Origin of the sequence: Clostridium estertheticum (assembly GCF_018861295.1) — a bacterium.
In the GTDB taxonomy this organism is placed as follows: Bacteria; Bacillota; Clostridia; order Clostridiales; family Clostridiaceae; genus Clostridium_AD; species Clostridium_AD estertheticum_D.
This window is the reverse complement of record NZ_JAHLDM010000003.1, coordinates 289,998-311,616: the sequence shown is the minus strand read 5'-3', so window position 1 is coordinate 311,616 and position 21,619 is coordinate 289,998. Positions and strand designations below refer to the sequence as shown.

The 21,619-nt window shown below is 30.9% G+C and carries 18 protein-coding genes; 13 read left to right on the top strand and 5 right to left on the bottom strand.

Annotated elements, in window-relative coordinates; translation table 11 throughout:
- Nucleotides 1–192 precede the first annotated feature (192 nt).
- Both KPL54_RS05525 and KPL54_RS05520 read left to right on the top strand, forming a co-directional pair.
- On the top strand, nucleotides 193–1,275 hold the full coding sequence (locus KPL54_RS05525; protein ID WP_216105619.1) for a 2,3-butanediol dehydrogenase: 1,083 nt from the start codon (nucleotides 193–195) through the stop codon (nucleotides 1,273–1,275).
- Between the two features lie 258 nt (nucleotides 1,276–1,533).
- On the top strand, nucleotides 1,534–2,628 hold the full coding sequence (locus KPL54_RS05520; RefSeq protein ID WP_216105617.1) for a plasmid pRiA4b ORF-3 family protein: 1,095 nt from the start codon (nucleotides 1,534–1,536) through the stop codon (nucleotides 2,626–2,628).
- 93 nt (nucleotides 2,629–2,721) lie between these two features.
- On the opposite strand, the gene KPL54_RS05515 is transcribed toward KPL54_RS05520, so the two are convergent.
- Entirely contained in the window at nucleotides 2,722–3,597 is an 876-nt protein-coding gene (locus KPL54_RS05515) for a YitT family protein (protein WP_216105615.1), read from the bottom strand.
- A gap of 373 nt (nucleotides 3,598–3,970) precedes the next feature.
- On the opposite strand from KPL54_RS05515, the gene KPL54_RS05510 reads away from it, so the two are divergent.
- Nucleotides 3,971–6,040 (top strand): beta-galactosidase, encoded by a 2,070-nt coding sequence (locus KPL54_RS05510; RefSeq protein WP_216105613.1) that lies wholly within the window; start codon nucleotides 3,971–3,973, stop codon nucleotides 6,038–6,040.
- Between the two features lie 54 nt (nucleotides 6,041–6,094).
- Here the strand turns inward: KPL54_RS05510 and KPL54_RS05505 are convergent, their stop codons facing one another.
- On the bottom strand, nucleotides 6,095–7,909 hold the full coding sequence (locus tag KPL54_RS05505) for a sensor histidine kinase (protein ID WP_216105611.1): 1,815 nt from the start codon (nucleotides 7,907–7,909) through the stop codon (nucleotides 6,095–6,097).
- The gene (locus tag KPL54_RS05500; protein ID WP_216105603.1) at nucleotides 7,909–9,441 is read right to left on the bottom strand and encodes a response regulator transcription factor; all 1,533 of its coding nucleotides are present in this window, start codon (nucleotides 9,439–9,441) and stop codon (nucleotides 7,909–7,911) included. The genes KPL54_RS05505 and KPL54_RS05500 overlap by 1 nt, the downstream gene beginning before the upstream one ends.
- Before the next feature lie 201 nt (nucleotides 9,442–9,642).
- Between KPL54_RS05500 and KPL54_RS05495 the strand changes: the two genes are divergently transcribed.
- The 9 genes from KPL54_RS05495 (at nucleotide 9,643) to KPL54_RS05455 (ending at nucleotide 18,086) form a co-directional block, all read left to right on the top strand.
- Entirely contained in the window at nucleotides 9,643–10,563 is a 921-nt protein-coding gene (locus KPL54_RS05495) for an ABC transporter permease (protein ID WP_152750687.1), read from the top strand.
- Between the two features lie 17 nt (nucleotides 10,564–10,580).
- Nucleotides 10,581–11,474 (top strand): carbohydrate ABC transporter permease, encoded by an 894-nt coding sequence (locus KPL54_RS05490; protein WP_216105601.1) that lies wholly within the window; start codon nucleotides 10,581–10,583, stop codon nucleotides 11,472–11,474.
- 47 nt (nucleotides 11,475–11,521) lie between these two features.
- Complete coding sequence (locus KPL54_RS05485; protein ID WP_216105599.1) at nucleotides 11,522–13,057, top strand: ABC transporter substrate-binding protein; 1,536 nt, start codon at nucleotides 11,522–11,524, stop codon at nucleotides 13,055–13,057.
- Between the two features lie 95 nt (nucleotides 13,058–13,152).
- A complete protein-coding gene (locus KPL54_RS05480; RefSeq protein ID WP_216105597.1) occupies nucleotides 13,153–13,359 on the top strand; it encodes a hypothetical protein in 207 nt (68 codons plus the stop codon).
- Nucleotides 13,360–13,844: 485 nt separating this feature from the next.
- Nucleotides 13,845–15,251 (top strand): group II intron reverse transcriptase/maturase, encoded by a 1,407-nt coding sequence (gene ltrA, locus KPL54_RS05475; RefSeq protein ID WP_216105595.1) that lies wholly within the window; start codon nucleotides 13,845–13,847, stop codon nucleotides 15,249–15,251.
- A gap of 256 nt (nucleotides 15,252–15,507) precedes the next feature.
- Nucleotides 15,508–15,849, top strand: coding sequence for a zinc ribbon domain-containing protein YjdM (locus KPL54_RS05470; RefSeq protein ID WP_216105670.1), 342 nt, complete (start codon nucleotides 15,508–15,510; stop codon nucleotides 15,847–15,849).
- Nucleotides 15,850–15,890: 41 nt separating this feature from the next.
- A complete protein-coding gene (locus tag KPL54_RS05465; protein ID WP_216105593.1) occupies nucleotides 15,891–16,835 on the top strand; it encodes a ribonuclease Z in 945 nt (314 codons plus the stop codon).
- A gap of 236 nt (nucleotides 16,836–17,071) precedes the next feature.
- Entirely contained in the window at nucleotides 17,072–17,728 is a 657-nt protein-coding gene (locus tag KPL54_RS05460) for a DUF975 family protein (protein ID WP_216105591.1), read from the top strand.
- A gap of 103 nt (nucleotides 17,729–17,831) precedes the next feature.
- A complete protein-coding gene (locus KPL54_RS05455) occupies nucleotides 17,832–18,086 on the top strand; it encodes a hypothetical protein (protein WP_071611641.1) in 255 nt (84 codons plus the stop codon).
- A gap of 127 nt (nucleotides 18,087–18,213) precedes the next feature.
- On the opposite strand, the gene KPL54_RS05450 is transcribed toward KPL54_RS05455, so the two are convergent.
- Together KPL54_RS05450 and KPL54_RS05445 are read right to left on the bottom strand one after the other, a co-directional pair.
- Nucleotides 18,214–20,025 carry a M56 family metallopeptidase gene (locus tag KPL54_RS05450; RefSeq protein ID WP_216105589.1) on the bottom strand — a complete coding sequence of 604 codons (1,812 nt, stop codon included), beginning with the start codon at nucleotides 20,023–20,025 and terminating at the stop codon, nucleotides 18,214–18,216.
- A gap of 12 nt (nucleotides 20,026–20,037) precedes the next feature.
- A complete protein-coding gene (locus KPL54_RS05445; protein ID WP_071611643.1) occupies nucleotides 20,038–20,421 on the bottom strand; it encodes a BlaI/MecI/CopY family transcriptional regulator in 384 nt (127 codons plus the stop codon).
- A gap of 225 nt (nucleotides 20,422–20,646) precedes the next feature.
- Between KPL54_RS05445 and KPL54_RS05440 the strand changes: the two genes are divergently transcribed.
- Nucleotides 20,647–21,384, top strand: a complete 738-nt coding sequence (locus KPL54_RS05440; RefSeq protein WP_216105587.1) for a leucine-rich repeat domain-containing protein — start codon at nucleotides 20,647–20,649, stop codon at nucleotides 21,382–21,384.
- Nucleotides 21,385–21,619 lie beyond the last annotated feature (235 nt).

Below are 21,619 nucleotides of genomic sequence, written 5' to 3'. Positions count from 1 at the left end.
TAATTTTTATCAGCCTTTTTATTTTGTGAAATGACAAAAAATAATTGATTTTTAAAGCGGTAGCTATTATACAGCATTTTTTTTTATAATATTATGATGAAATTATTATCTTGGAATGATAATTGCTATATAAGTATGTGAGAAAATTAACAATAAAACATATAAGTATATCATTTAGGAGGGATTTTTATTATGAAAGCAGCATTATGGTATGGAGTAAGAGATGTTAGAGTTGAAGAAATAGAAGAACCAAAGGTTACTAAAGGAAATATTAAAATTAAAGTAAAATGGTGTGGAATATGTGGATCAGATTTACACGAGTACCTAGGGGGGCCAATTTTTATACCAGTTGGAGAACCTCATCCTATAAGTGGTAATGTTGCACCAGTTGTTTTAGGTCATGAATTTTCAGGTGACGTTGTAGAAATTGGAGAAAACGTAACTAATATTAAGGTTGGAGATAGAGTTACAGTGGAACCTATTGTAGCTTGTGGTAAATGCCCAGCATGTAAAGAAGGAAAATATAATCTTTGCTCATCATTAGGATTTCATGGACTTTGTGGAAGTGGCGGTGGACTTGCTGAATATACTGTATTCCCAGAAGAATATGTTCATAAAATACCTGACAATATGTCCTATGAACAAGCAGCATTGATAGAGCCAATAGCAGTTGCTCTTCATTCTATTAGAATGGCTAATTTTAATACAGGAGATACTGCGATTGTACTTGGTTCAGGCCCAATAGGTCTTGCAACAATAGAATGTTTAAAGGCTGCAGGAGCAAGACTTATAATAGTATTACAAAGAAAATCAATAAGACAAGAATATGCAAAAAGAGCAGGTGCAAATGTTGTTCTTGATCCAAATGAAGTTGATATAGCTAAGGAAGTTAAAAAACTTACAGGAGGAGTAGGTGTAGATGCAGCGTTTGAAACTACTGGTGCAAAAATAGGTTTTGATATAGGTATTGATAGTTTAAAATACGAAGGAACTATGGTTATAACAAGCATTTGGGAAGGGGATGTAAGCTTTAATCCAAATGTTTTGGTATTCACTGAAAAGAAAATAGTAGGAACATTAGCATATAGGCATGAATTTCCATCAACAATTGCATTAATGAGTGATGGTAGAATTAAAGCTGAAGGATATATAACTAAAAAGATAGCTCTTGATGATATAGTAGAAGAGGGGTTCGCAGCTTTAACTGGACCGGAAAAGAAGAAACATGTAAAAATACTTGTAACTCCGGATAAGTTGCTTTTATCTGACTGTTAAATAAACAACAAATGACTTTGCATCACTTATGATTTTTAAGTTATGCAGAGAAAAATGTAGATATAAAAGACAAATAAAACATAGGATTAACGACAATATCGTTAATCCTATGTTTTATTTTTTATTAAAGTCAAATTTTAACGATTACACAAGAAAATCATAGTTATTTAGGTCAATTATGACAATAAAATGTTATAATAAAATAATTCTATAAATTAATATGAGTGGATTACGAAGTCAGGGTTAAAGGGGGATAAAATGCAAATATGTTGTACAAAGAAACTACAAGATGAGATGGGAATAGTGCTTCAAAATGAAACTGAAGAGGAAGATTTCTTTTGCTGGAGTGTACATTTGATTACTGTAAATCGAAGAAAGACAATTGTTATGGTAAATGATAGCAATAGATTTGGATTTGTTCTTTATGGGTTAAAAGCAAAACAATTAAAAAATTTAAATGAATTACTCATCATGGGAATTAGAAATTGTTTGAGAGATGAAAAAATTAAAGAAGAAATCGTAGAGAAGTATCTAAAAAGTGCGGGAGGATTTATTTATTCGAAGACAAGAGGTTCGAAATATGTGGCGAGACTTAATAAAGGTTGTGAACTTATAAAAGAATTTGGAGATAGTTTAGAATTAAGTGAACTTTTTCAAACTTCGGCAACTAGAATAATGAATAAAGACATTGTGAAAATTAGTAAGGAATCTGATTATCACTATCCGTATGAACTCCTAAGCAAGGATCTTAAAATATTTGCTGGTGAAGAAATTGTTAGATGTGAGGCAGTAGATTTAATAGTTAAGCTTAAATTATATCCTAAAATAGCATGGAGAAGAATTATAACTCCTATAAATACTACATTTAAGGAACTTCATGAAATACTCCAAGTCGCTTTTGATTGGAAAGACTACCATCTGTATGAATTCAATATTATTGATGATTCAGGTAAATATGTCTTAAATGTTATTAGTGAATTTGAAGAAGTTTATGAAGAATCGCAGGAATGTAAAATACTTTTAGATTCACAGGTTGATATTTCAGAATACACTAATCAGAAATATCGAATAGTTTATTGTTATGACTACGGGGATAACTGGGAGCATGAAATTACTATACAAGGTGTTAATGCGGATTATGATAAAAATTATCCAACCTGTGTAATGGGTGTTGGTAATACTCCGCCAGAAGATGTTGGAGGTATTACTGGATATAAGGAATTTTTAAAAACAATGGCAAATCCTAATCATGCTGAATATGAAAACACGAAAAAGTGGGCGCAGGGTCAAAGGTATAAGGACTATGATTCGGACTCTGTAAATAGACGGTTGAAAAATGTTTTGCGCAGATAAATTAGAAGGAGTGATTTGTGTCCTAGTGGAAGTGGCAATAGGGAGGTAATTTCTTATTACCTCCCTAAGGGATCATGTTTTCTAATATTTATTCTATTCTCCAGATAAACGATCAAATCCTATTCCCTTGCCCCATACTGAGATAACAGGTAAAACATCTACAAAGGCATCTGGGTCAGTTTCTGCTATATACCTCTTAATTAACATAGATTCTCTTGGAGAACAGAGTGTTAGAAGTTTTAAGCGTGGTAAATTTTTATAACCGCCTTTTACTTCATAACTGGTAACTCCTCTTTTAATAGTGTGGATTATATATTGAGTTATAGCTTGATGATGATCGCTTATTATTTCAAGTTTTACCTTCTTTGAACCAAATCCAAACATTACAGCGTCAATCATATTCACCATTATAATTTGTGAAATAATAGCATAAAGTGCGATATTTGAATTATATACTATAACTGATGATGCAATCAGTGTTCCATCAATACAAAGTAGAATCTCGCTTATGCTTACAAAGGTAAAAATCTTATGATGAAGAATTTTTGCAACAGTATCAGTTCCTCCCATTGAAAAACCTCTTTTTAGCACAAGACCAGAGCCAATTCCACAAATAAGTCCAAAATAAACTGAAGCTAGCATCATATCATTTTTTATAAAGCTATAATTAAATCTTTCAAAAATTATTAGTATAATAGGAAATATTATGGAGAGAGTGATTATTTTTATACCTTCTCTTTTCCCCATAGATATCCAAGCAAAGGTTAAAACTGAAATAGATAACATATAATTGATATAGGTATATTTAATATGAATTAATTTTTCTAGTATTATTGATATCCCAGTTATGCCACCAGTTATTAATCCATTTGGTCTTAGTATAGAAGTAATTGAAAATGCAATCAATAAACAACCTATGCTTACAAATAAGAAATCCAATACATTTTTATTAAAGTCAATTTTCTTCACAATATCACCATCCTTGCGATTTATTACATATATAATTATTGTAACAGATATTGTTTCGCACTTATAGGTGGTTTAGATTAATTTAAATAGAATTAAATAAAAATACTGCACTTAGGGGGATCCTAGTGCAGTATTTTTATTTTTTGCTTATTTACCAATTCAATAATAGGTTGGTGTATTTAAATTATTGACAATTTATCAAATTTTATTCACTTTAATTATTTATATAGTAATGTTTTTTTAAGCAAAGAATAATTTACTAGGTTCAAAATATTTTACTATACTTTTTACATTAAAATAATGGTACTATATTAGATAATATTACTAATACTACTAAATTGTAAGCGTTTAAAAAAAATTATGAGGTGAAAAAATGATAAAAAAATTTCCGCTAATAAATGAGAAGTTAAAGCACTTTTATCACGGAGCAGACTATAACCCAGAACAATGGCTTAAATATCCTGGAATTTTTGAAGAAGATATAAGACTTATGAAACTTGCAAAGTGTAATGTAATGTCTATAGGTATATTTTCATGGGTTACAATAGAGCCCGAGGAAGGAGTATTTAATTTTAAGTGGCTTGATTATGTTTTAGATAAACTCTATGAAAACGGTATCTATACAATTTTAGCTACTCCAACAGGAGCACGGCCTGCATGGATGGCAGCTAAGTATACGCAGGTTCTAAGAGTAGGAGCAAACCGTGTTAGAAATCTTTATGGTCAAAGACATAATCACTGTTTTACATCTCCAGTTTATAGGGAAAAGATACAAATAATAAATAGAAAATTGGCAGAGAGATATTCAAATCATCCTGGAATAATCGCTTGGCATATTTCTAATGAATATGGCGGGGAATGTCATTGTGATTTATGTCAGGAGGCTTTTAGAACTTGGCTTAAAAATAAATATACGTCTTTAGATAATTTGAATGATGCTTGGTGGACTACCTTTTGGAGTCATACTTACACGAATTGGTCTCAAATAGAGTCACCAGCTCCTCATGGGGAAGCAGGTGTACATGGATTAAGCCTAGATTGGAAGAGATTCGTTACAGATCAAACAGTTGATTTTTGCAAACAAGAAATAAAACCTTTAAAAGAAATAAATTCTAAGTTGCCAGTTGTAGCAAATCTTATGGAACTATTTGATGGATTAAATTATTGGAAGTTTACAGAGGTACTTGACATAGTTTCGTGGGATAATTATCCAAAGTGGCATGAAAATGCAGATGAATCTTCTTTAGCTTCAAGGATTTCTATGAATCATGATATATTTAGAAGCTTAATGGGTGGTAAACCATTTATGTTAATGGAGAGCACTCCAAGTGCTACAAATTGGCAGGCTACTAGCAAGCTTAAAAAGCCTGGGATGCATCTACTTTCGTCTCTTCAGGCTGTTGCTCATGGATCAGATACAGTGCAGTATTTTCAATGGAGAAAAAGCAGAGGATCAAGTGAAAAATTTCATGGAGCAGTAGTTGATCATTGTGGTCATGAAAATACTAGAGTATTTAAAGATGTTACGCAGGTGGGTGCGGTTCTTGAAAAGTTAGATGAAATTTTAGGCACTAGTGTACAACCAGAAGTTGCTATAATATTTGATTGGGAAAATAGGTGGGCTATAAATGATTCGCAAGGTCCAAGAAATTGTGGAATCAAGTATGAAGACACTGTATACGCGCAGTATAAACCATTTTGGGAAAGTGGCGTGCCGGTTGATATAATTGATATGGAATGTGATTTTTCTAGTTACAAATTGCTTGTAGCACCTATGCTTTATATGGTAAAACCGGGTGTAGGAGAAAGAATCGAAGCATTTGTAAAAAATGGTGGAACGTTTGTAGCAACCTATTGGTCTGGCATAGTAAATGAAAATGATCTATGTTTTCTTGGTGGTTTCCCAGGACCTCTTAGAAAGGTACTCGGAATATGGTCAGAAGAGATAGAGAGTCTTTATGATGGTGAAGTAAATAATATAGTATTTGATAATAACAATAAGTTAGGGCTAAAAGGTGAATATGAAACTGTAGAGTTAATTGATTTGATACATGTGGAAGGTGCACAGGTACTAGCCACTTATAAATCAGATTTCTTTGCTGGGAGACCTGCTCTTACAGTTAATAAATATGGAGACGGCTCAGCTTACTACATTGCATCGAGAAATAAAGATGATTTCAATGAGTTATTCTATGGCGATTTAATAAGGAGACTTGGGATTAAACAAACAGTTAAGACAAAGTTACCACAGGGAGTTACAGCGCAATTACGAACTGATGGTGATAATGATTTTATATTTTTAATGAACTTTAATAATTGCGATGAAAAAGTTTCTTTAGATGAAAATTTATATGAAGATATACTTTCTGGAAATAAAATAGAAGGAGAAATCAACTTAACGCCATATGGTTTTAAAATTATGAAGAGAAAATCTTTGATATAAAATAAGAAACAAAACACAGGACTCGCTTGAATCCTGTGTTTTATTTTTTATGAATTATAATACGAAACCATCTTCATGCACGGTAGCTGGAATTTTAATTTCTACTGTAGTGCCATGTCCGTACTGGCTTTTAAAAGTTAAGCCGTAACCTTCACCATAAGAGAGCTTTAACCGTTTATCAATATTCTTAAGACCATAACCACTTCCAGTTTTGCTACTTATATCATCTGTTAAGATTTTATCTATTTTATCATCAGGGATGCCGATACCGTCATCTTTCACATATAGAGTTATATCATTATTTTCTAATTTACCACTAATTAGTATCTCCCCGCATACATTACCACGGCCAAGAATGCCATGTGAAATAGAATTTTCTAAAATGGGTTGTAGTGTTATTTTTAAAATACTATAACAATAAAGCTCCTCGGGTAAATCTATTATGAGCTTTATTCTATCTGAGTACCTCATGTTTTGAATATCAACATAAAGGGAGGCATGTGTTAATTCATCTTTAATCGAGACTTTAGATTTACCTTTATTTAAACTTATCTTATAAAAACCTGCGAGGCTCTTAACAGCGCTACTGATTTCTTTATTCATATCCTTGAAAGCCATCCAATTTATCATATCCAAAGTATTATACAGAAAGTGTGGATTTATCTGTGCCTGAAGAGCTTTTAATTCTGCATTTTTAACTTCCTTGCCAGATTTATACTGTTCATCAATAAGTATTACCATCTTAGTAATCATAAAATTATAATTATCTATGAGCTCACCGATTTCATCAGAACTTGAATCTTTAATATAAGTTTCAAGGCTTCCCGTGTGGACCTGTCTCATAGACTTATTAAGTTTTGTAATTCTTCTAGTTATTGAATTTGAAAAGTAGTATGCAAGAGTAAAAGCTATTGTTCCAAGTATACTTAATAACAAAATCAAGGTATTTCTTATAAATTTAATTTTAACAAGAATACTATCATAAGGTATAATTGTAGTCATATACCAATCTGTATTATTAATTAATGAGCTTTTCAAAAGGCATTTATTATTATTTATAGTAAGCTTTTGAAAATTTTGTGTATTTGATGAAAGGCTGGTGGTTAAAGTATTGTTAAGATTATATTTAGCAATTAAAGAGTCATCTGTAGAGGATACAATTACTCCTTTGGAATTTTGTATATATGTAAAGCTACCATCTATTGAATTTGTCTTTTTTATAATATCGTCGACCATTGATTTTTTAAAATCTACACGAAGAAACCCAATATCCTTGGAAAAGTCATTTGGATTTTTTATAGCAGATACAAGGGAAAGTTCTTTAGGAGAGCTAGTAGGTTTATCCTCAAGATAGGAACTAGGACACCAGAGATTTCTTGTGTTATTTTCCTTAAATATAGTAAGCCATTTAGAATTCTTGGCCTTATTAAGGCTAAACATATTATAGTCTTCAGTGGAATAAAGAAAATCGTTATTTACATAGAGTTTTAAATTACTTACATCAATATTGTTCTCATAAGAACTAAGATATTTACGCAGAAAAAACATATCTTTAATTTGTTCATTTATAGGATATGTATTAGGGGACTTACCAAGGATAGTAATTAAATTACTATCAATTGTTGTAATATTATTATCATTAGAAATTATATCTGAAACATCATTAATTCTATATAATTTATATGATAAAAAAGAATATGTTTGCTCAAAAGCTTGTTTTGTTGCAGAGGTAATATAGGTCTCTAAAATAGTAGAAACCGTTTTGTATGTTATAGAAGATAAAAGAATTAATGGAATTATTATTAGCATGAAATAAGATAACAGGAATTTTTGCATAAGTTTTAGATTTGAAAATTTTATCCTTCTCATCACAAAAATTTCTTCTTATATTCAGAGGGCGTTAAACCCGTTTCTTTTTTGAATATTTTTGAAAAATAATTTCCATCACCATAACCTACTTTAGTTGTTATATCAATAATTTTCATGTGAGGGTCTTTTAAAAGATCTTTTGCTTTATTAATTCTGTACTTGGTAATATAACTGTTTATAGTTGTCCCAGTTTCTTCTTTAAATATGGAGCACATGTATGCAGTTGATAGATAAGTTTTATTACTAATATTTTGCAGGGACAAATCTACGTCTGAGTAATTATCATGTATATATTTTAGAATAGATGAAACTGGGTTTATATTCGAATTTTTTTCTTCAACAGCGTCAAAAATAGTATGTATTTTTTCTATCATATAACTTTTGATATCCATAAGGGTGTAAGAATTCGCAAGATATTCAAAAGGACTTTTATTATCCAAATCATTTTGATTTATGATTAAGTTTCTGTCATATGAAAACTTTAATAATTGATGTAAAAGTCTATAATAAACATCTTTTGTATAATTTATTGGAGTGGAAGCACTCCCTTTTATTTCAGAAGTAAGCCTGTTAATTAGAAGAATGCTATTTTGCTTATCTTCATTTAATAGATTTTTCGTGAAATTTTCAATAAGATTTTCATCTAAGTTGTAAACAAGGAGGCTAATTTTATCATAATAAATTACAGAGTTATAATCATAAAAAAAAGCTTTGCTCAATGCGTCCACAGCAAAGCTGTAGGAAATCGGTATATTTGTAAGACCTATAACTTTTTTACCTTGGCAGATAAAAAAAGTTGTGAAACTCTTTAGATATTCAGATATTAGGTTATATATATTTTCTAATACTGTATTAACAGATAAAGAGTTTATGTCAGTATGAAAGTATAAGTGCATAAGTATAAGATCGTCTTCTTTATAACATAGAATACAATTGAAATTAGATTTAACTACTATTCTTTTTAGCTCAAGGAGAACAGCCTCCTCTATAATTTTGTTTTTATTTAAAATATTAATCAAAATGGTAATGAAACTAGTCCCTGTAAGTTTACTTTCAGGAATTACATCTATATATTTACCTAAATTATAAAAATCAGCATTTTTTTCAATAAGTTTAAGTGCAATATTATTTTTAATATTCAAAGTATTTTCTGTTTCTTTTAGTTTAAGTGTTATTGCATTTTTAATTGCGGATTGAAGTTCTTCAATATCTATAGGTTTTTCGACGTAACTAACGGCTTTAAGCTCAATAGCTGATTTTAGATACTGCTTATCCGAATAGCCACTCAAAAATATAATCTCACAGGTAGGGTAGGTTTTTCTAAGTTCAAAAGATAATTCTATTCCATTCATTCTAGGCATTTTTACATCAGTTAATAAAATATCAGGCTCAAACTTTTCTGCGACCTCAAGAGCATTTATACCATCATAGGCTTGCTCTATTTCAATAGGACCTAGGTTAGCCCAAGGAATTTCAGCGATTATTCCTTCTCTTGTGAAAATTTCATCATCAACTATTAGTACCTTAATCATCATACCCCCCCTACTAACAAAATTTTTAAATTAACGTTTACATAGTAATTATATAGTTAATTGAAGTTATAATCAAATCACTCCATATAAATATGATTTTACTAATATCGTAAAAAATTGCTAATAAATTCTAAACTTGAAGATGATATACTCATGTCATAGTAATGAAAACGTTTATAAATTGAAAGGATGATGATTATAATGGAAAATACAAGCTTTTTACATAAGGTAAAAAAAAATAAAACCTTATTATTAATGCTTCTACCGGCGGTACTTTTTTTCTTTATATTTAGCTATCTTCCGATTGCGGGAATAGTTGTTGCATTTAAGAGTTACAACTTTAAGGGAGGAATATTTGGAAGTCCATGGGTTGGTCTTGATAATTTTAAGTTCTTCTTTATGTCGGGGCAAGCTTTTATAGTAACTCGTAATACAGTTTTATATAATTTGGCATTTATATTTGTTAATACAGTACTTCAAATTGCAATGGCTATATTTTTATCAGAGATAAAAAACAAATATTTTAAAAAGATAACTCAATCACTTATGTTTCTACCATATTTTATATCTTGGGTTATAGTGGGGGTTATATCTTATAACATATTTAGTTTTGAGCATGGAACATTTAATTCTATACTTAAATTCTTTCATATTGCAGCAATAGATATGTATTCAAAACCACTTGCATGGATTGTCATTATAATTATATTTTGCGCATGGCAAGGGCTTGGATATGGTACTGTGCTTTATCTAGCAGCGATAATGGGCATTGATACAGAAATTTATGAAGCAGCAGAAATAGATGGAGCAAATATATTTGAGCGTATTAGATATATTACACTTCCGTCGCTTGTTCCAACAATAACAATACTTACACTACTTGCGGTTGGTACTATATTTAGAGGAAACTTTGATATGTTCTATCAAATCATTGGAAATAATGGTACGCTTTTCAATGCCACTGATGTTATTGATACATTTACAGTTAGGGCACTACTTCAAACTAACGAAGTTGGTATGGCAGCGGCTGCAGGCCTTTATCAGTCAGTATTTTGTTTCATAACAATAATGGTAGTAAATACTGCAGTTAAAAAACATGATGAGGATAATGCATTATTTTAGAATGGAGGGGTAGGAATATGAAGAAATTATCAAAGGATAGAGCAGCATTTAATATAATAGCTTATCTTGTTATAATAATTATGACATTGTTTTGTATAATTCCATTAATAATTGTAATTTCGGGCTCATTTACATCTGAGTCATATATTTTAAAACATGGGTTTAGTTTAATACCAAAGGAGTTTACAACTTCGGCCTATGCACTTGCTTTTAAGGAACCTATGGTAGTACTTAAAGCATATGGTGTTACTATATTTATAACAATTGTTGGAACATTTGTTGGGCTACTTGTAACTGCGATGACAGCATATGTACTGACTAGGAAGGATTTCGAATGGAGAAATAAATTTTCTTTCTACTTTTATTTTACCACTTTATTTACCGGTGGACTTGTACCATGGTATATATTAATGGTTAGATATTTAGGTATGAAGGATAATTATTTAGCACTTATACTTCCATTACTTTTAAGTGTTTTTAATATATTGATAATGAAGAGTTATATGAGTAGCATACCGGATGCCATATCTGAGTCTGCAAAAATTGATGGCGCTGGGGATTTTACTATATTTATTAAACTAATACTACCATTATCTAAACCAGCTCTTGCTACTGTGGGTTTGTTTATTGCTTTAAGATATTGGAATGATTGGTATAATGCAATGTTATTTATTCAAAATGATAAAATGTATAGTCTTCAATATTTTCTTTATAAAATAGTTAATAATATTGATGCTTACAAAAACATATTAGCAACTTCAGGAGGAAGTGTTAATGTTAAAATGGATTTGCCAAGTGAGTCTTTAAAGATGGCACTTACAGTTATAGTTACAGGGCCGATAATATTCTTGTATCCATTTGTGCAAAAATATTTTGTACAAGGACTTACAATAGGTGCAGTTAAGGGGTAGTACCCGTTAATTAAATATATATTATATTATGAGGGGGAAAATTAGTTATGAATAAATTTATGAAAAAGTTCGGGGTTACATTTTTAGTAGCTGGTATCATTATGTCATCACTTTCGGGTTGTTCAACAAGCAAAAATACAACTTCGACTAAAGCAACTGTTGATACAAAAGATGCGGTAAAACTAAAAATGTATATTCTAGGAGATAAGCCAAAAGATGCTGATGCTGTTTATGGTAAAATGAATGCAATACTTACGCAAAAAATTAACGCAACCATTGATGTTAATTTCATATCGTGGGGAGACCAAGCTACAAAATATCCATTGCTATTCTCTTCAGGGGAAGATTTTGATTTGATTTTCACAGCAACAGGATGGTGTTATTATAACCAAATGGCTACTAGAAATGGATTTCTTGAGTTAACCCCTGAACTACTCCAAAAATATGCGCCTCAAAGCGTTAAAAATGAACCTAAACTTGCATGGGAACAAGCTAAGGTTAATAAAAAAATATATATGATTCCTAACGACCAAGATGAGTATGCATATTCAGTTGTAGGTATTAGAGGGGATTTAAGAGAAAAATATCATATACCCGCAATTACAAGTCAGGCAGGCCTTGAAAAATATTATGAGACTATAGCAAAAAATGAAAAAGATATAGTTCCTATAATTAATGGCGGAGGACAAAATCTTCAATTTCCTTTAGAGCTTCAGGCAAATGGTTTTACTGGAGTAATGGGAACCTATGGTTCTGATCCTATTTTAGGATATAAAATGAATGATACTACTGGAAAAATATTTTCTATAATTGATACACCAGAATACAAAGACTACGCTGTAAAAATGAAAAAATATGCAGACAGTGGGTATTGGTCTAAGAGTTCTATTTCTAGTAAAGAAACAAGAGATGATGGATTTAAAGCTGGAAAGTCAGCATCAATGGTTTGGAATATTGGATCAGTTGCGAATGACCTTAAAACAATGAATGCAGCTCATCCTGAGTGGAAAGTAGAAATAGCAGATATATTACCAGGAAGCAAAAAATTTGCTAATCCTTACACTAATAATGGTATGGCTATAAATGCAAATTCAAAAAATTCTGAGAGAGCATTGATGGCATTAGACCTTTTAAGATATGATAAAGATTTAAATGACATAACATTTAACGGAGTAAAAGGTACTCATTGGGATGCTGTCGGTAATAAAGAATTCAAAACTTTAGGTGCCACAGCTAATTTCCCAGCAGGAAACGTTTGCCCATGGGGATGGCATACATCTATAACTCGTACAGATGTTGCTAGACCAAAGATAGTACCAGAAACTATTGCTAAATGGCAAAAAGAAGATACTATCCACAATCCTTTAGAAACATTTACATTTGATGATAGTCTTGTGAAAAATGAAATGGCAGCAATAAACACTGTAGTTACTCAATACGGTCTTCCTCTTCATCTTGGAATAATAGCAGATCCAGTTAAGGGAGCTGAAATTTACAGTCAAAAATTAAAAGCTGCAGGATTAGATAAGGTAATGAAAGCAGTTCAGGAGCAAGCAGACAAATTTATTAAATCTAAAAAATAAAAAAATTAGTTAAATAAGCAAATTTCTCTTTTAGTATAAGTATATTAAGTTAATGGCATCATAATATAGAATAATTATTAAAGGAGATGTTTTTTATGAGCCAAAATAAAACCATAGCTGAAAATAACCAAAATATTATACCTAATAGTGATAATAGTCTTAGTAAAAATATGAGCATAAAACAAAAGGACCAAAGTCTTGTTGCTAATAGCTTAGATAGTAAAAATGCTAACAATGGATATAAGGTTAATGGAAACGCTAGCGTCCAAGCTGCGAATGAAGGGACTAGAAACAAAAACTAATTAATTAAAAACATTTAAATTTTAAAACACAGTAGATATATATTTTTTATCTACTGTGTTTTTTATAGTGCGCCCAGCATGGGCGCAATCTAAAGGGTGGAAGTCCCTAGCATGGGTTAATAGTGCCAAATGCATAGCTTAAGACAAGGGTGTCCATGGTGACGTGGAATCTGAAGGAAGTCGGCGGCAAAACTCTGGTCTGACGAACAGAAACTACATATAAGGCATATACTTGTGGGTAAGTTTGCTACACAAAACGAAGCCCAAAACTATTCAAAACAAGTGATGTAAATGTAGCAGATAGATGGAGTGAAAGATTGCGTTCTTACCTGGGGAGGTCTTAGATAAATGTTACAGAAATGAATTTTGAAATAACAACCTTTGCAGTGATGTAAAGTTGAAATCTAAGAAGTCAGCAGAGGTCATAGTAGCAGAAGGTTAATGAGCCTTAGGTGAAGGACTGAACGATAGGAGGTTTTGAAACTTTGAAAAACACAAAGAAATGTGATAATAGCAGACAACTTCATAATGAAGGTTACCTACAAAAGGATAGAGTGGAACTCGAAGAGTGTGTAGGAGCGCCTAGCATTTCATTGACGATAGAAAAGCAACAGAACGCCGAAAATAAATACACCAATGGACTGTTTGAAAGGATTATTGACAGAAACAACTTAAATCAAGCATTTAAGAAAGTTAGAGCCAATAAAGGTAGCCATGGAGTTGATGGTATGAAAGTAGATGAACTTCTACAATACTTGAAAGAAAATGGCGCCAGCCTTCGGCAATCATTATTGGAAGGTAGTTATAAACCTAATCCAGTAAGGCGAGTAGAAATACCTAAGCCTGATGGAAAGAAACGACCACTAGGAATACCAACAGCTGTAGACCGAGTAATACAACAAGCTATCGCTCAAGTTCTAAATCCAATATTTGAAGAGAAATTTTCAGATAATAGTTATGGATTTAGACCAAATAGAAGTGCACACCAAGCAATTCGAAAATGCAAAAAATACATGGATAAAGGTTACAGATGGGCAGTAGATATTGATTTGGAGAAATACTTCGATACTGTAAATCATGATAAATTAATAGGATTGGTTTATAAAGAAGTAAAGGATGTTAGGGTAATAGCCCTTATAAGAAAATATCTTCAAGCAGGAGTAATGGAAAGAGGCGTTTTTAATAACTCACAAAAAGGCGTACCGCAAGGTGGCAATCTTTCACCATTACTCAGTAACGTCATGTTAAATGAGCTGGATAAAGAATTAGAAAAGCGTGGATTATACTTTTGTCGTTATGCTGACGATTGTAATATTTATTTAAAATCAAAGAAATCAGCATACCGTGTAATGGCAAGTATAACAAGATTTATAGAAGAGGATTTGAAACTCAAAGTCAATAAAGACAAGAGCAAGGTCGATAGACCGTGGAAGTTGAAGTATTTAGGATTTACATTTTATCCAAAAAAAGGTGAGATGGGAATAAGAGTACATCAAAATTCTTTTAAGAAACTGAAAAGTAAGCTCAAAGAAATAACAGGAAGAAGTAATGCTATGAGTATGGAACTTCGTGCTATTAAACTAAGACAAGTTATAGTTGGATGGGTAAACTATTTTAAATTAGCAGATATGAAAAGTACACTTAAAACCTTAGATGAGTGGTTAAGACGAAGGATTCGGTTATGTTATTGGAAACAATGGAAGAGAATTAAAACAAAACATGATAATCTCAAAAGGCTTGGTATCAATGAATACAAGGCTTGGGAGTATGCGAATACAAGAAAAGGCTATTGGAGAATATCCCATAGCCCAGTTTTAACAAGAACTCTAACTAATAAATACCTTAAAAAACAAGGGTTTATAACATTAACTGAAAAATTTATGATTAGGTAATTCTTATTGAACCGCCGTGTACCGAACGGTATGCACGGTGGTGTGAGAGGTCGCTAAATAAATTAATTATTTAGCTCCTACTCGATTATATTTGCATGATGGTTTGTAGATAGTAGAAGACTATGATAATATATAAACGAATGAGAAACTAACGTATCTTCTGCGAAGCTGTTGCAGCACCGCAGGTGATGATTTAACAATGAAATCTAGAAGGAATTATATGCTAGAAACAATAACGAATGGAGGAAATGAAATTATGGCTGATTTGCCAAATTGCCCAAAATGTAATTCAGAATACACATACGAGGATAGAAGTCTTTTTGTTTGCCCGGAATGTGCAAATGAGTGGACTTTAGGATCAGAAACTGAAAATAGTGAAGAGAAAAAAAATATCAAAGATGCAAATGGAAATGTATTAAACAATGGTGATTCTGTAACACTAATTAAAGATCTTAAAGTAAAGGGAAGTCCAACATCCTTAAAAAAAGGTACAAAAGTAAAAAACATTCGTTTGGTTGATGGAGATCATAATATTGATTGTAAAATTGATGGTTTTGGAGCTATGGAATTAAAATCTGAATTTGTTAAAAAAATATAGATAATATTTTATAAACAAAAAAAATAGAGGAGGTGATTTAATTGGTTGATTTAGCACTTCTAGGATGTGGAGGAGGGATGCCAATTCCAGAAAGATATTTATCTTCACTTCTAATAAGTTATAAAGGAAGAAAAATATTAATGGACTGTGGAGAAGGCACTCAGGTATCTATGAAAATACTTGGGTGGGGATTTAAGTCAATAGATGTGATTTGTTTAACTCATGGACATGCAGATCACATTCTTGGACTTCCAGGGTTGCTTTTAACAATTGGTAACAGTGGCAGAACGCTTCCAATTACTATAATTGGGCCTATAGGTATTACGGCTATTGTGAAAGGGTTAATGGTTATAGCCCCTTATCTTCCTTATGAAATTAATATCTTAGAAAATCCACAAGAACCTGTGAAGATAAAAGCTCCATTAAATGCTACACAAGCTACATTAGGAGAATTTAATGACTTGATAATTTCAACACTGGAGCTTGAGCATTCAACTAATTGTTTAGGTTACAGCCTCTATTTTAATAGAAAACCAAAATTTGATGTTAAAAGTGCAATTGAAAATGAAATACCAAAAGAATTTTGGAATAGACTCCAGAAAAATGAAGTTATAATGGACCACGGGAAAACATACTTGCCAAAGTTGGTTTTTGGAGCTGAAAGAGTAGGAATAAAGATTAGTTTTATAACAGATACAAGACCAATTTCTAAAATAAAAACATTTATTAATGGAAGCGACTTGTTTGTATGTGAAGGTACTTATGGTGATGAAAATGATATTGAAAAAGCTATACGGAATAAACATATGACCTTTAGTGAGGCAGCCAAGCTTGCTGTAGGTGGAGAAGTACAAGAACTTTTATTAACACATTTTAGTCCTTCAATGCTGAGCCAAGAAGAGTATAAAGATAGAGCGGAAGTCATTTTTAAAAATACTTTTATTGGTACGGATAGAAAGATACGGACTCTTTCTTTTAAAGATTAGAAAAATATTATTTACAAAACCACTACTTATGGGAGTAGTGGTTTTTGATATTTCCTAGGAAATTTAAAGGGTAATTGTAGAATGATATTGAAGCATGTAAGCAGAGTGTTTTGCTAAAAAATGTGATAAGATAGTAAAATTAAATTTTTAGGGTTATTTAACGAAATATTTGAATACTATAAATAGGAGCGTAGGTTAAGAGCGATTAGTTAAATTATAAAGGGGAGGGTGAAAACATGCCACAACAAAGTAGCGATTTGAAACGTAGGGCAAGGGAACAGTTAAATGGTAAATGGCTTCAAGCTGGGATCGTGTGTTTTATTGCTTGGTTAGTTACAATGTCATTTTCAGGGGGGAATTTTGTACATTCCTTTCGAAATGTTTGGCAGAATGAAGAATTGGTTAGAGTTCCAATGACGTACTCATACAATGGCTTTGGTAATTTGGTAAGTTTTGTTTTGTCTGGACCAATAACTCTTGGTGTATCAGCTTATTTTCTTAAGCTTATACGGAATGAGGGGCCAGTTATTGAAAATATGTTTAGTGGTTTTAAATTTTTTGTGAAATCATTTGTTCTAAATTTTCTTATTGGACTTTTCACATTTTTATGGATGTTACTTCTTATCATTCCAGGAATTATTGCTTTATTAGGATATTCAATGTCATACTATATTATGATGGATAATCCTGAACTAAGTGCCTCGGAATCATTAGAACGAAGCAAACACATGATGGTTGGCTTCAAATTTAAACTGTTTAGTTTATGGTGTAGTTATATAGGGTGGTTTATATTAGGAATATTAACTTTTGGTATAGGATTTTTATGGATTAATCCTTATTATGAAACGGCTAAAGCCAACTTTTACCAGGATATAAAATTTAATATAATCTAAACGTTTATACCCTAAAAAAACAGAGGGATATTATTCAGTCCTTTGTAGAACATTAGATGTAGTATTTTTAAAATATTATATTATGGTTTAGGGAGGAATATGAATGTCAAAGAAAAATAAAATCTATGAAATTACAATTAGCGAAGATGGTCTAGAAAATTATAAAGGTCAAGATATTAGTGCAAAGGATATGGCTGAAGATTTGGGAATTGATAGCGTAATGACCGATTTTCAATGGGACGAAGATTTAAAAAAAGGTGTAATTCTTACTGGTAGGATTTTAGACAGTATATCTTTAGAAGATGCTTTTGAGGAATTGGAGAACGCTGAGTTTATTGAGGACGTAGTGGAAAGCTAAAGAGTTTATACTATAGCCTTAGTGCAAAATGGTATGACATGATATTTAGATATTAACTGTAAGTCATTAGCTTAGTAATATATAAAATCACCTGTAGTTATTTAAATAATAACTACAGGTGATTTTATTAAGGTAATACCATAAAAGTGGATACTACTTTTCTTTCTCCGGAAATATCACATGGATTATTAATTACTTTACCGTTATAATACATGGTTGATGAACTTCCTCCATCAAGATTTGATGCATATACAGCGCCATGCTGTAAAAGTATATTTTGTACATCGAGTAATGTAGCGCCTAAAGATTTAACACTTCTACCATCAATAGTTAATAAAATTACTGAACCATCTTTTTTCTGACCTATAACTGTTCTTGGAGCAATTCCCCAACAACCATCTCCTTTGGTTATTGTAGGGTTACCATTAACTATAAGTGCAGGTCCAAAACTAACGGCTTCTGTTGTATTAAGCTTATTTAGCTCATTTAAGGAATATTTACCAACTAGAAGGGTGCCTTTATTTGTAAAAGCAACTATATCTCCTTTAATATTATTGTCTGCTATATCATTAAAAATAACCTTTCCATCATGCATTATAAGTCCGGAGGGGGACATTGTTTTGCCAGAAACGTCTTGTGTAAATCCTCCTGCATTGATAGCAACTATTGCATTACTTTCTTTTGCTATTTGACTTGTGGTTTTTGTTACTTTTGAAATATCTTTGTTGAGCCCAACAACAATTTTTTTATCCTTTGGTATTATTAACATTGTACCGTTAAAATGTTTACCTTTAATATCATATTGTGTAATGGAGCTTTTTTTATCTTGCTCACTCAAAGTCTTGTTAGAGTTTATGCTCTGACTATTCTTATTGCCTGCAAGCACTGGTTTATTTTTAGCATTAGTTAGCATTATACCTCCCAATAAGGTTAATGTTACGATAGGAATGATTGACCACTTATAAGAATTTTTCTTAAATAAAGAGATCATAGTAATTCTCCTTTTAATTTGAGATTTATCGTTAATAATGTAGGACATACCATAAACTTGAGGCGTTTTCTTATAGTTTTCTAGCAATTTTATAATAGTTTTACCGTAGTTTATATAGTTTTCACATTTAACATGAGATAAAGCTAAGGCATCACAAGCGAGTTCTTTATCATTAGACATTCTATAAAACGAATACCATATAATTGGATTAAACCAATGTATTATTTGAAGTACTCCTGTTATACAACTAACTATTATATCTTGGCGTTTTACATGAGCTAGTTCATGTAAGATTATAAATTCTAATTCAGTTTTATCTACATAGTCCTCAATTCCAATTGGTAGTAGCAATTTAGGTTTTATAAACCCATAAATGCAGGGGGTTTTAATTTCAGTAGTATTTATAACTTTAATAATAGATTTTATATTTAGTTTATTCTTGCACTGTAACAATAGCAGCATAACTTCCTCATTATCACACACATGACCATTTTTAAACTTAGCATTTAATTTCATCGTCATTACAATTGTATAAACACCAATTATAATAACTACAAGTAACCATATGCTACTTAACAACTGTAAATATAGAGGACTTTGGTCAGCATTATATGTATTACTTGGTAAAATAGAGTTTATAACACCTTGTGTTACATCTGCATTAGTTTTATTAGTATTTACAATTTTGTTGACCTTTAGATTTTGAGTATAAGTTACTTGGGTAACTTGCTTACTGTCAAATTCAATAAGATTAAAAAGACTTAAGGAACTTTGTAATCCGTAGGGAATTAATAATCTAATTACTATAATAAGCCAAATAGCATAGTGCCACCTAACGCCTAATTTATTTTTAAGTAATAATTTAAAAAGAAGAATTATTAAACTTAAAATACTTGCTAAAGCAGTTGAATATAATACCCATTTAAAAATAGATATAAGTAACAACATAAATACACCTATTTAACCTTTCTTCTTATCAAGAATATTTTTAAGTTCTTTAATTTCCTCATCAGACAATTTTGATTCATTCAAAAAGTTTGCAATCATACCATTTAATGAGCCATTAAAGACGCGGTTTATAAAGGATTCACTCTCAGCTTTTATACACTCATTTTCTGATAACAAAGGAAAATAATAATATGTTTTTTTATCTTTTTTATCTATGTTGTAACCTAAAACTTCTTTTTTGACTAAACGATTTATTAAAGTTCTAATAGTATTTGCCTTCCAATCAGTCCTTTTACTTAAAGCATCAACAATCTCATTTGCAGTGCAGGTAGGATTTCCCCAAATGCATTTCATTACTTCCCATTCTGAATTTGATATTTTAGAGGCGTCAGCCATTTCTTCATCACCCTTTATATTAAAATTTATATATTACAGCTGTAATATGTACTATAAATATATATTACATCTGTAATATTAAATTGTCAATATAAGTTATAAATATATTTTTATAGTTATTTAGTTATTTAGTTAATAGGTTAGTAGTTAAGATGATGAAACAAAGTATGAGGGAGCATTGTTATAGAGTATAATTAATTAAAACTATGTGAGAGGAGATACGTTATGTTTGGAGAAAGAATTAAAAATGATGGAGATGGAATACCTAATAAAAAGGTATATAAGGAAATTTGTAAGCAGCTTGGCACAGGACTTTTTGGAGGAATTAGTGTTAAGAGTATGTTAAAAGCTACAGAATTAACTTTAATACATATGGAGATTAGTGATATTTCTTTCTTAAAGTATTTTCCTAACTTAGAAAGTCTTACTTTATGTAATAATAAAATAGATAATTTAGGTCCTGCAAAAGATTTGAAAAAACTTAAGGTGTTAAATATTGGTATCAATAATATCTTTGACCTAGAACCATTAAGTAGTCTAACTACTTTAATAGAAGTTGAGGCAGAGGAAAATCGAATTAGTAATATATATCCATTACGTAATCTATTAAATTTAGAATCACTTGGCATGGGCAATAATAAGATTTCAGATATTTCAGTTATTAGTAATTTAAATAATTTGGTGTATATAAATTTTGAAGGAAATAATGTCAAGGATATTTCTGATATTAGAAATTTAGTAAATCTTGAAGAGATTGATATGAATATGAATGAAATTGAAGACATTTCTACCCTTGTTAAATTATCTAAACTTACATTTGTTTTTTTCAACAACAATAAAATTAAAGACCTATCTCCTTTAATTAATCTTGTTGGACTTAGTGATGCTGATTTTGCTAATAATCCATTAGAGGAAATAGATTGGAAGGCAAAGCTTTCACATATTGATGAATTATTAATTTAATAACGTGTTTTTAATAATTAAGAGCGCTTATACTTATTATCGAATATACTACAGCAGCAGAATTGTTTGGAAGTCGATATAAAGCCAAAGGTGTAACTTATTGTACAGATGCATCCATATTTGTTCCGAGTTTTAAGAAGAAACGCAAGCTCATAAGCCAAATGAATACGTAAAAACAAGTAAATATATTGATTCTATTAAATTATACAAGGAAATAGCATTACGATATTTAAAA

Coding starts and splice junctions, on each gene's coding strand:
- KPL54_RS05500 (WP_216105603.1), bottom strand. CDS start 9,441: ATGATTAAGGTACTAATAGTTGATGATGAAATTTTCACAAGAGAAGGA.
- KPL54_RS05495 (WP_152750687.1), top strand. CDS start 9,643: ATGGAAAATACAAGCTTTTTACATAAGGTAAAAAAAAATAAAACCTTA.
- KPL54_RS05510 (WP_216105613.1), top strand. CDS start 3,971: ATGATAAAAAAATTTCCGCTAATAAATGAGAAGTTAAAGCACTTTTAT.
- KPL54_RS05440 (WP_216105587.1), top strand. CDS start 20,647: ATGTTTGGAGAAAGAATTAAAAATGATGGAGATGGAATACCTAATAAA.
- KPL54_RS05450 (WP_216105589.1), bottom strand. CDS start 20,025: ATGTTGTTACTTATATCTATTTTTAAATGGGTATTATATTCAACTGCT.
- KPL54_RS05490 (WP_216105601.1), top strand. CDS start 10,581: ATGAAGAAATTATCAAAGGATAGAGCAGCATTTAATATAATAGCTTAT.
- KPL54_RS05525 (WP_216105619.1), top strand. CDS start 193: ATGAAAGCAGCATTATGGTATGGAGTAAGAGATGTTAGAGTTGAAGAA.
- KPL54_RS05485 (WP_216105599.1), top strand. CDS start 11,522: ATGAATAAATTTATGAAAAAGTTCGGGGTTACATTTTTAGTAGCTGGT.
- KPL54_RS05505 (WP_216105611.1), bottom strand. CDS start 7,909: ATGAGAAGGATAAAATTTTCAAATCTAAAACTTATGCAAAAATTCCTG.
- KPL54_RS05470 (WP_216105670.1), top strand. CDS start 15,508: ATGGCTGATTTGCCAAATTGCCCAAAATGTAATTCAGAATACACATAC.
- KPL54_RS05520 (WP_216105617.1), top strand. CDS start 1,534: ATGCAAATATGTTGTACAAAGAAACTACAAGATGAGATGGGAATAGTG.
- KPL54_RS05445 (WP_071611643.1), bottom strand. CDS start 20,421: ATGGCTGACGCCTCTAAAATATCAAATTCAGAATGGGAAGTAATGAAA.
- KPL54_RS05455 (WP_071611641.1), top strand. CDS start 17,832: ATGTCAAAGAAAAATAAAATCTATGAAATTACAATTAGCGAAGATGGT.
- KPL54_RS05460 (WP_216105591.1), top strand. CDS start 17,072: ATGCCACAACAAAGTAGCGATTTGAAACGTAGGGCAAGGGAACAGTTA.
- KPL54_RS05480 (WP_216105597.1), top strand. CDS start 13,153: ATGAGCCAAAATAAAACCATAGCTGAAAATAACCAAAATATTATACCT.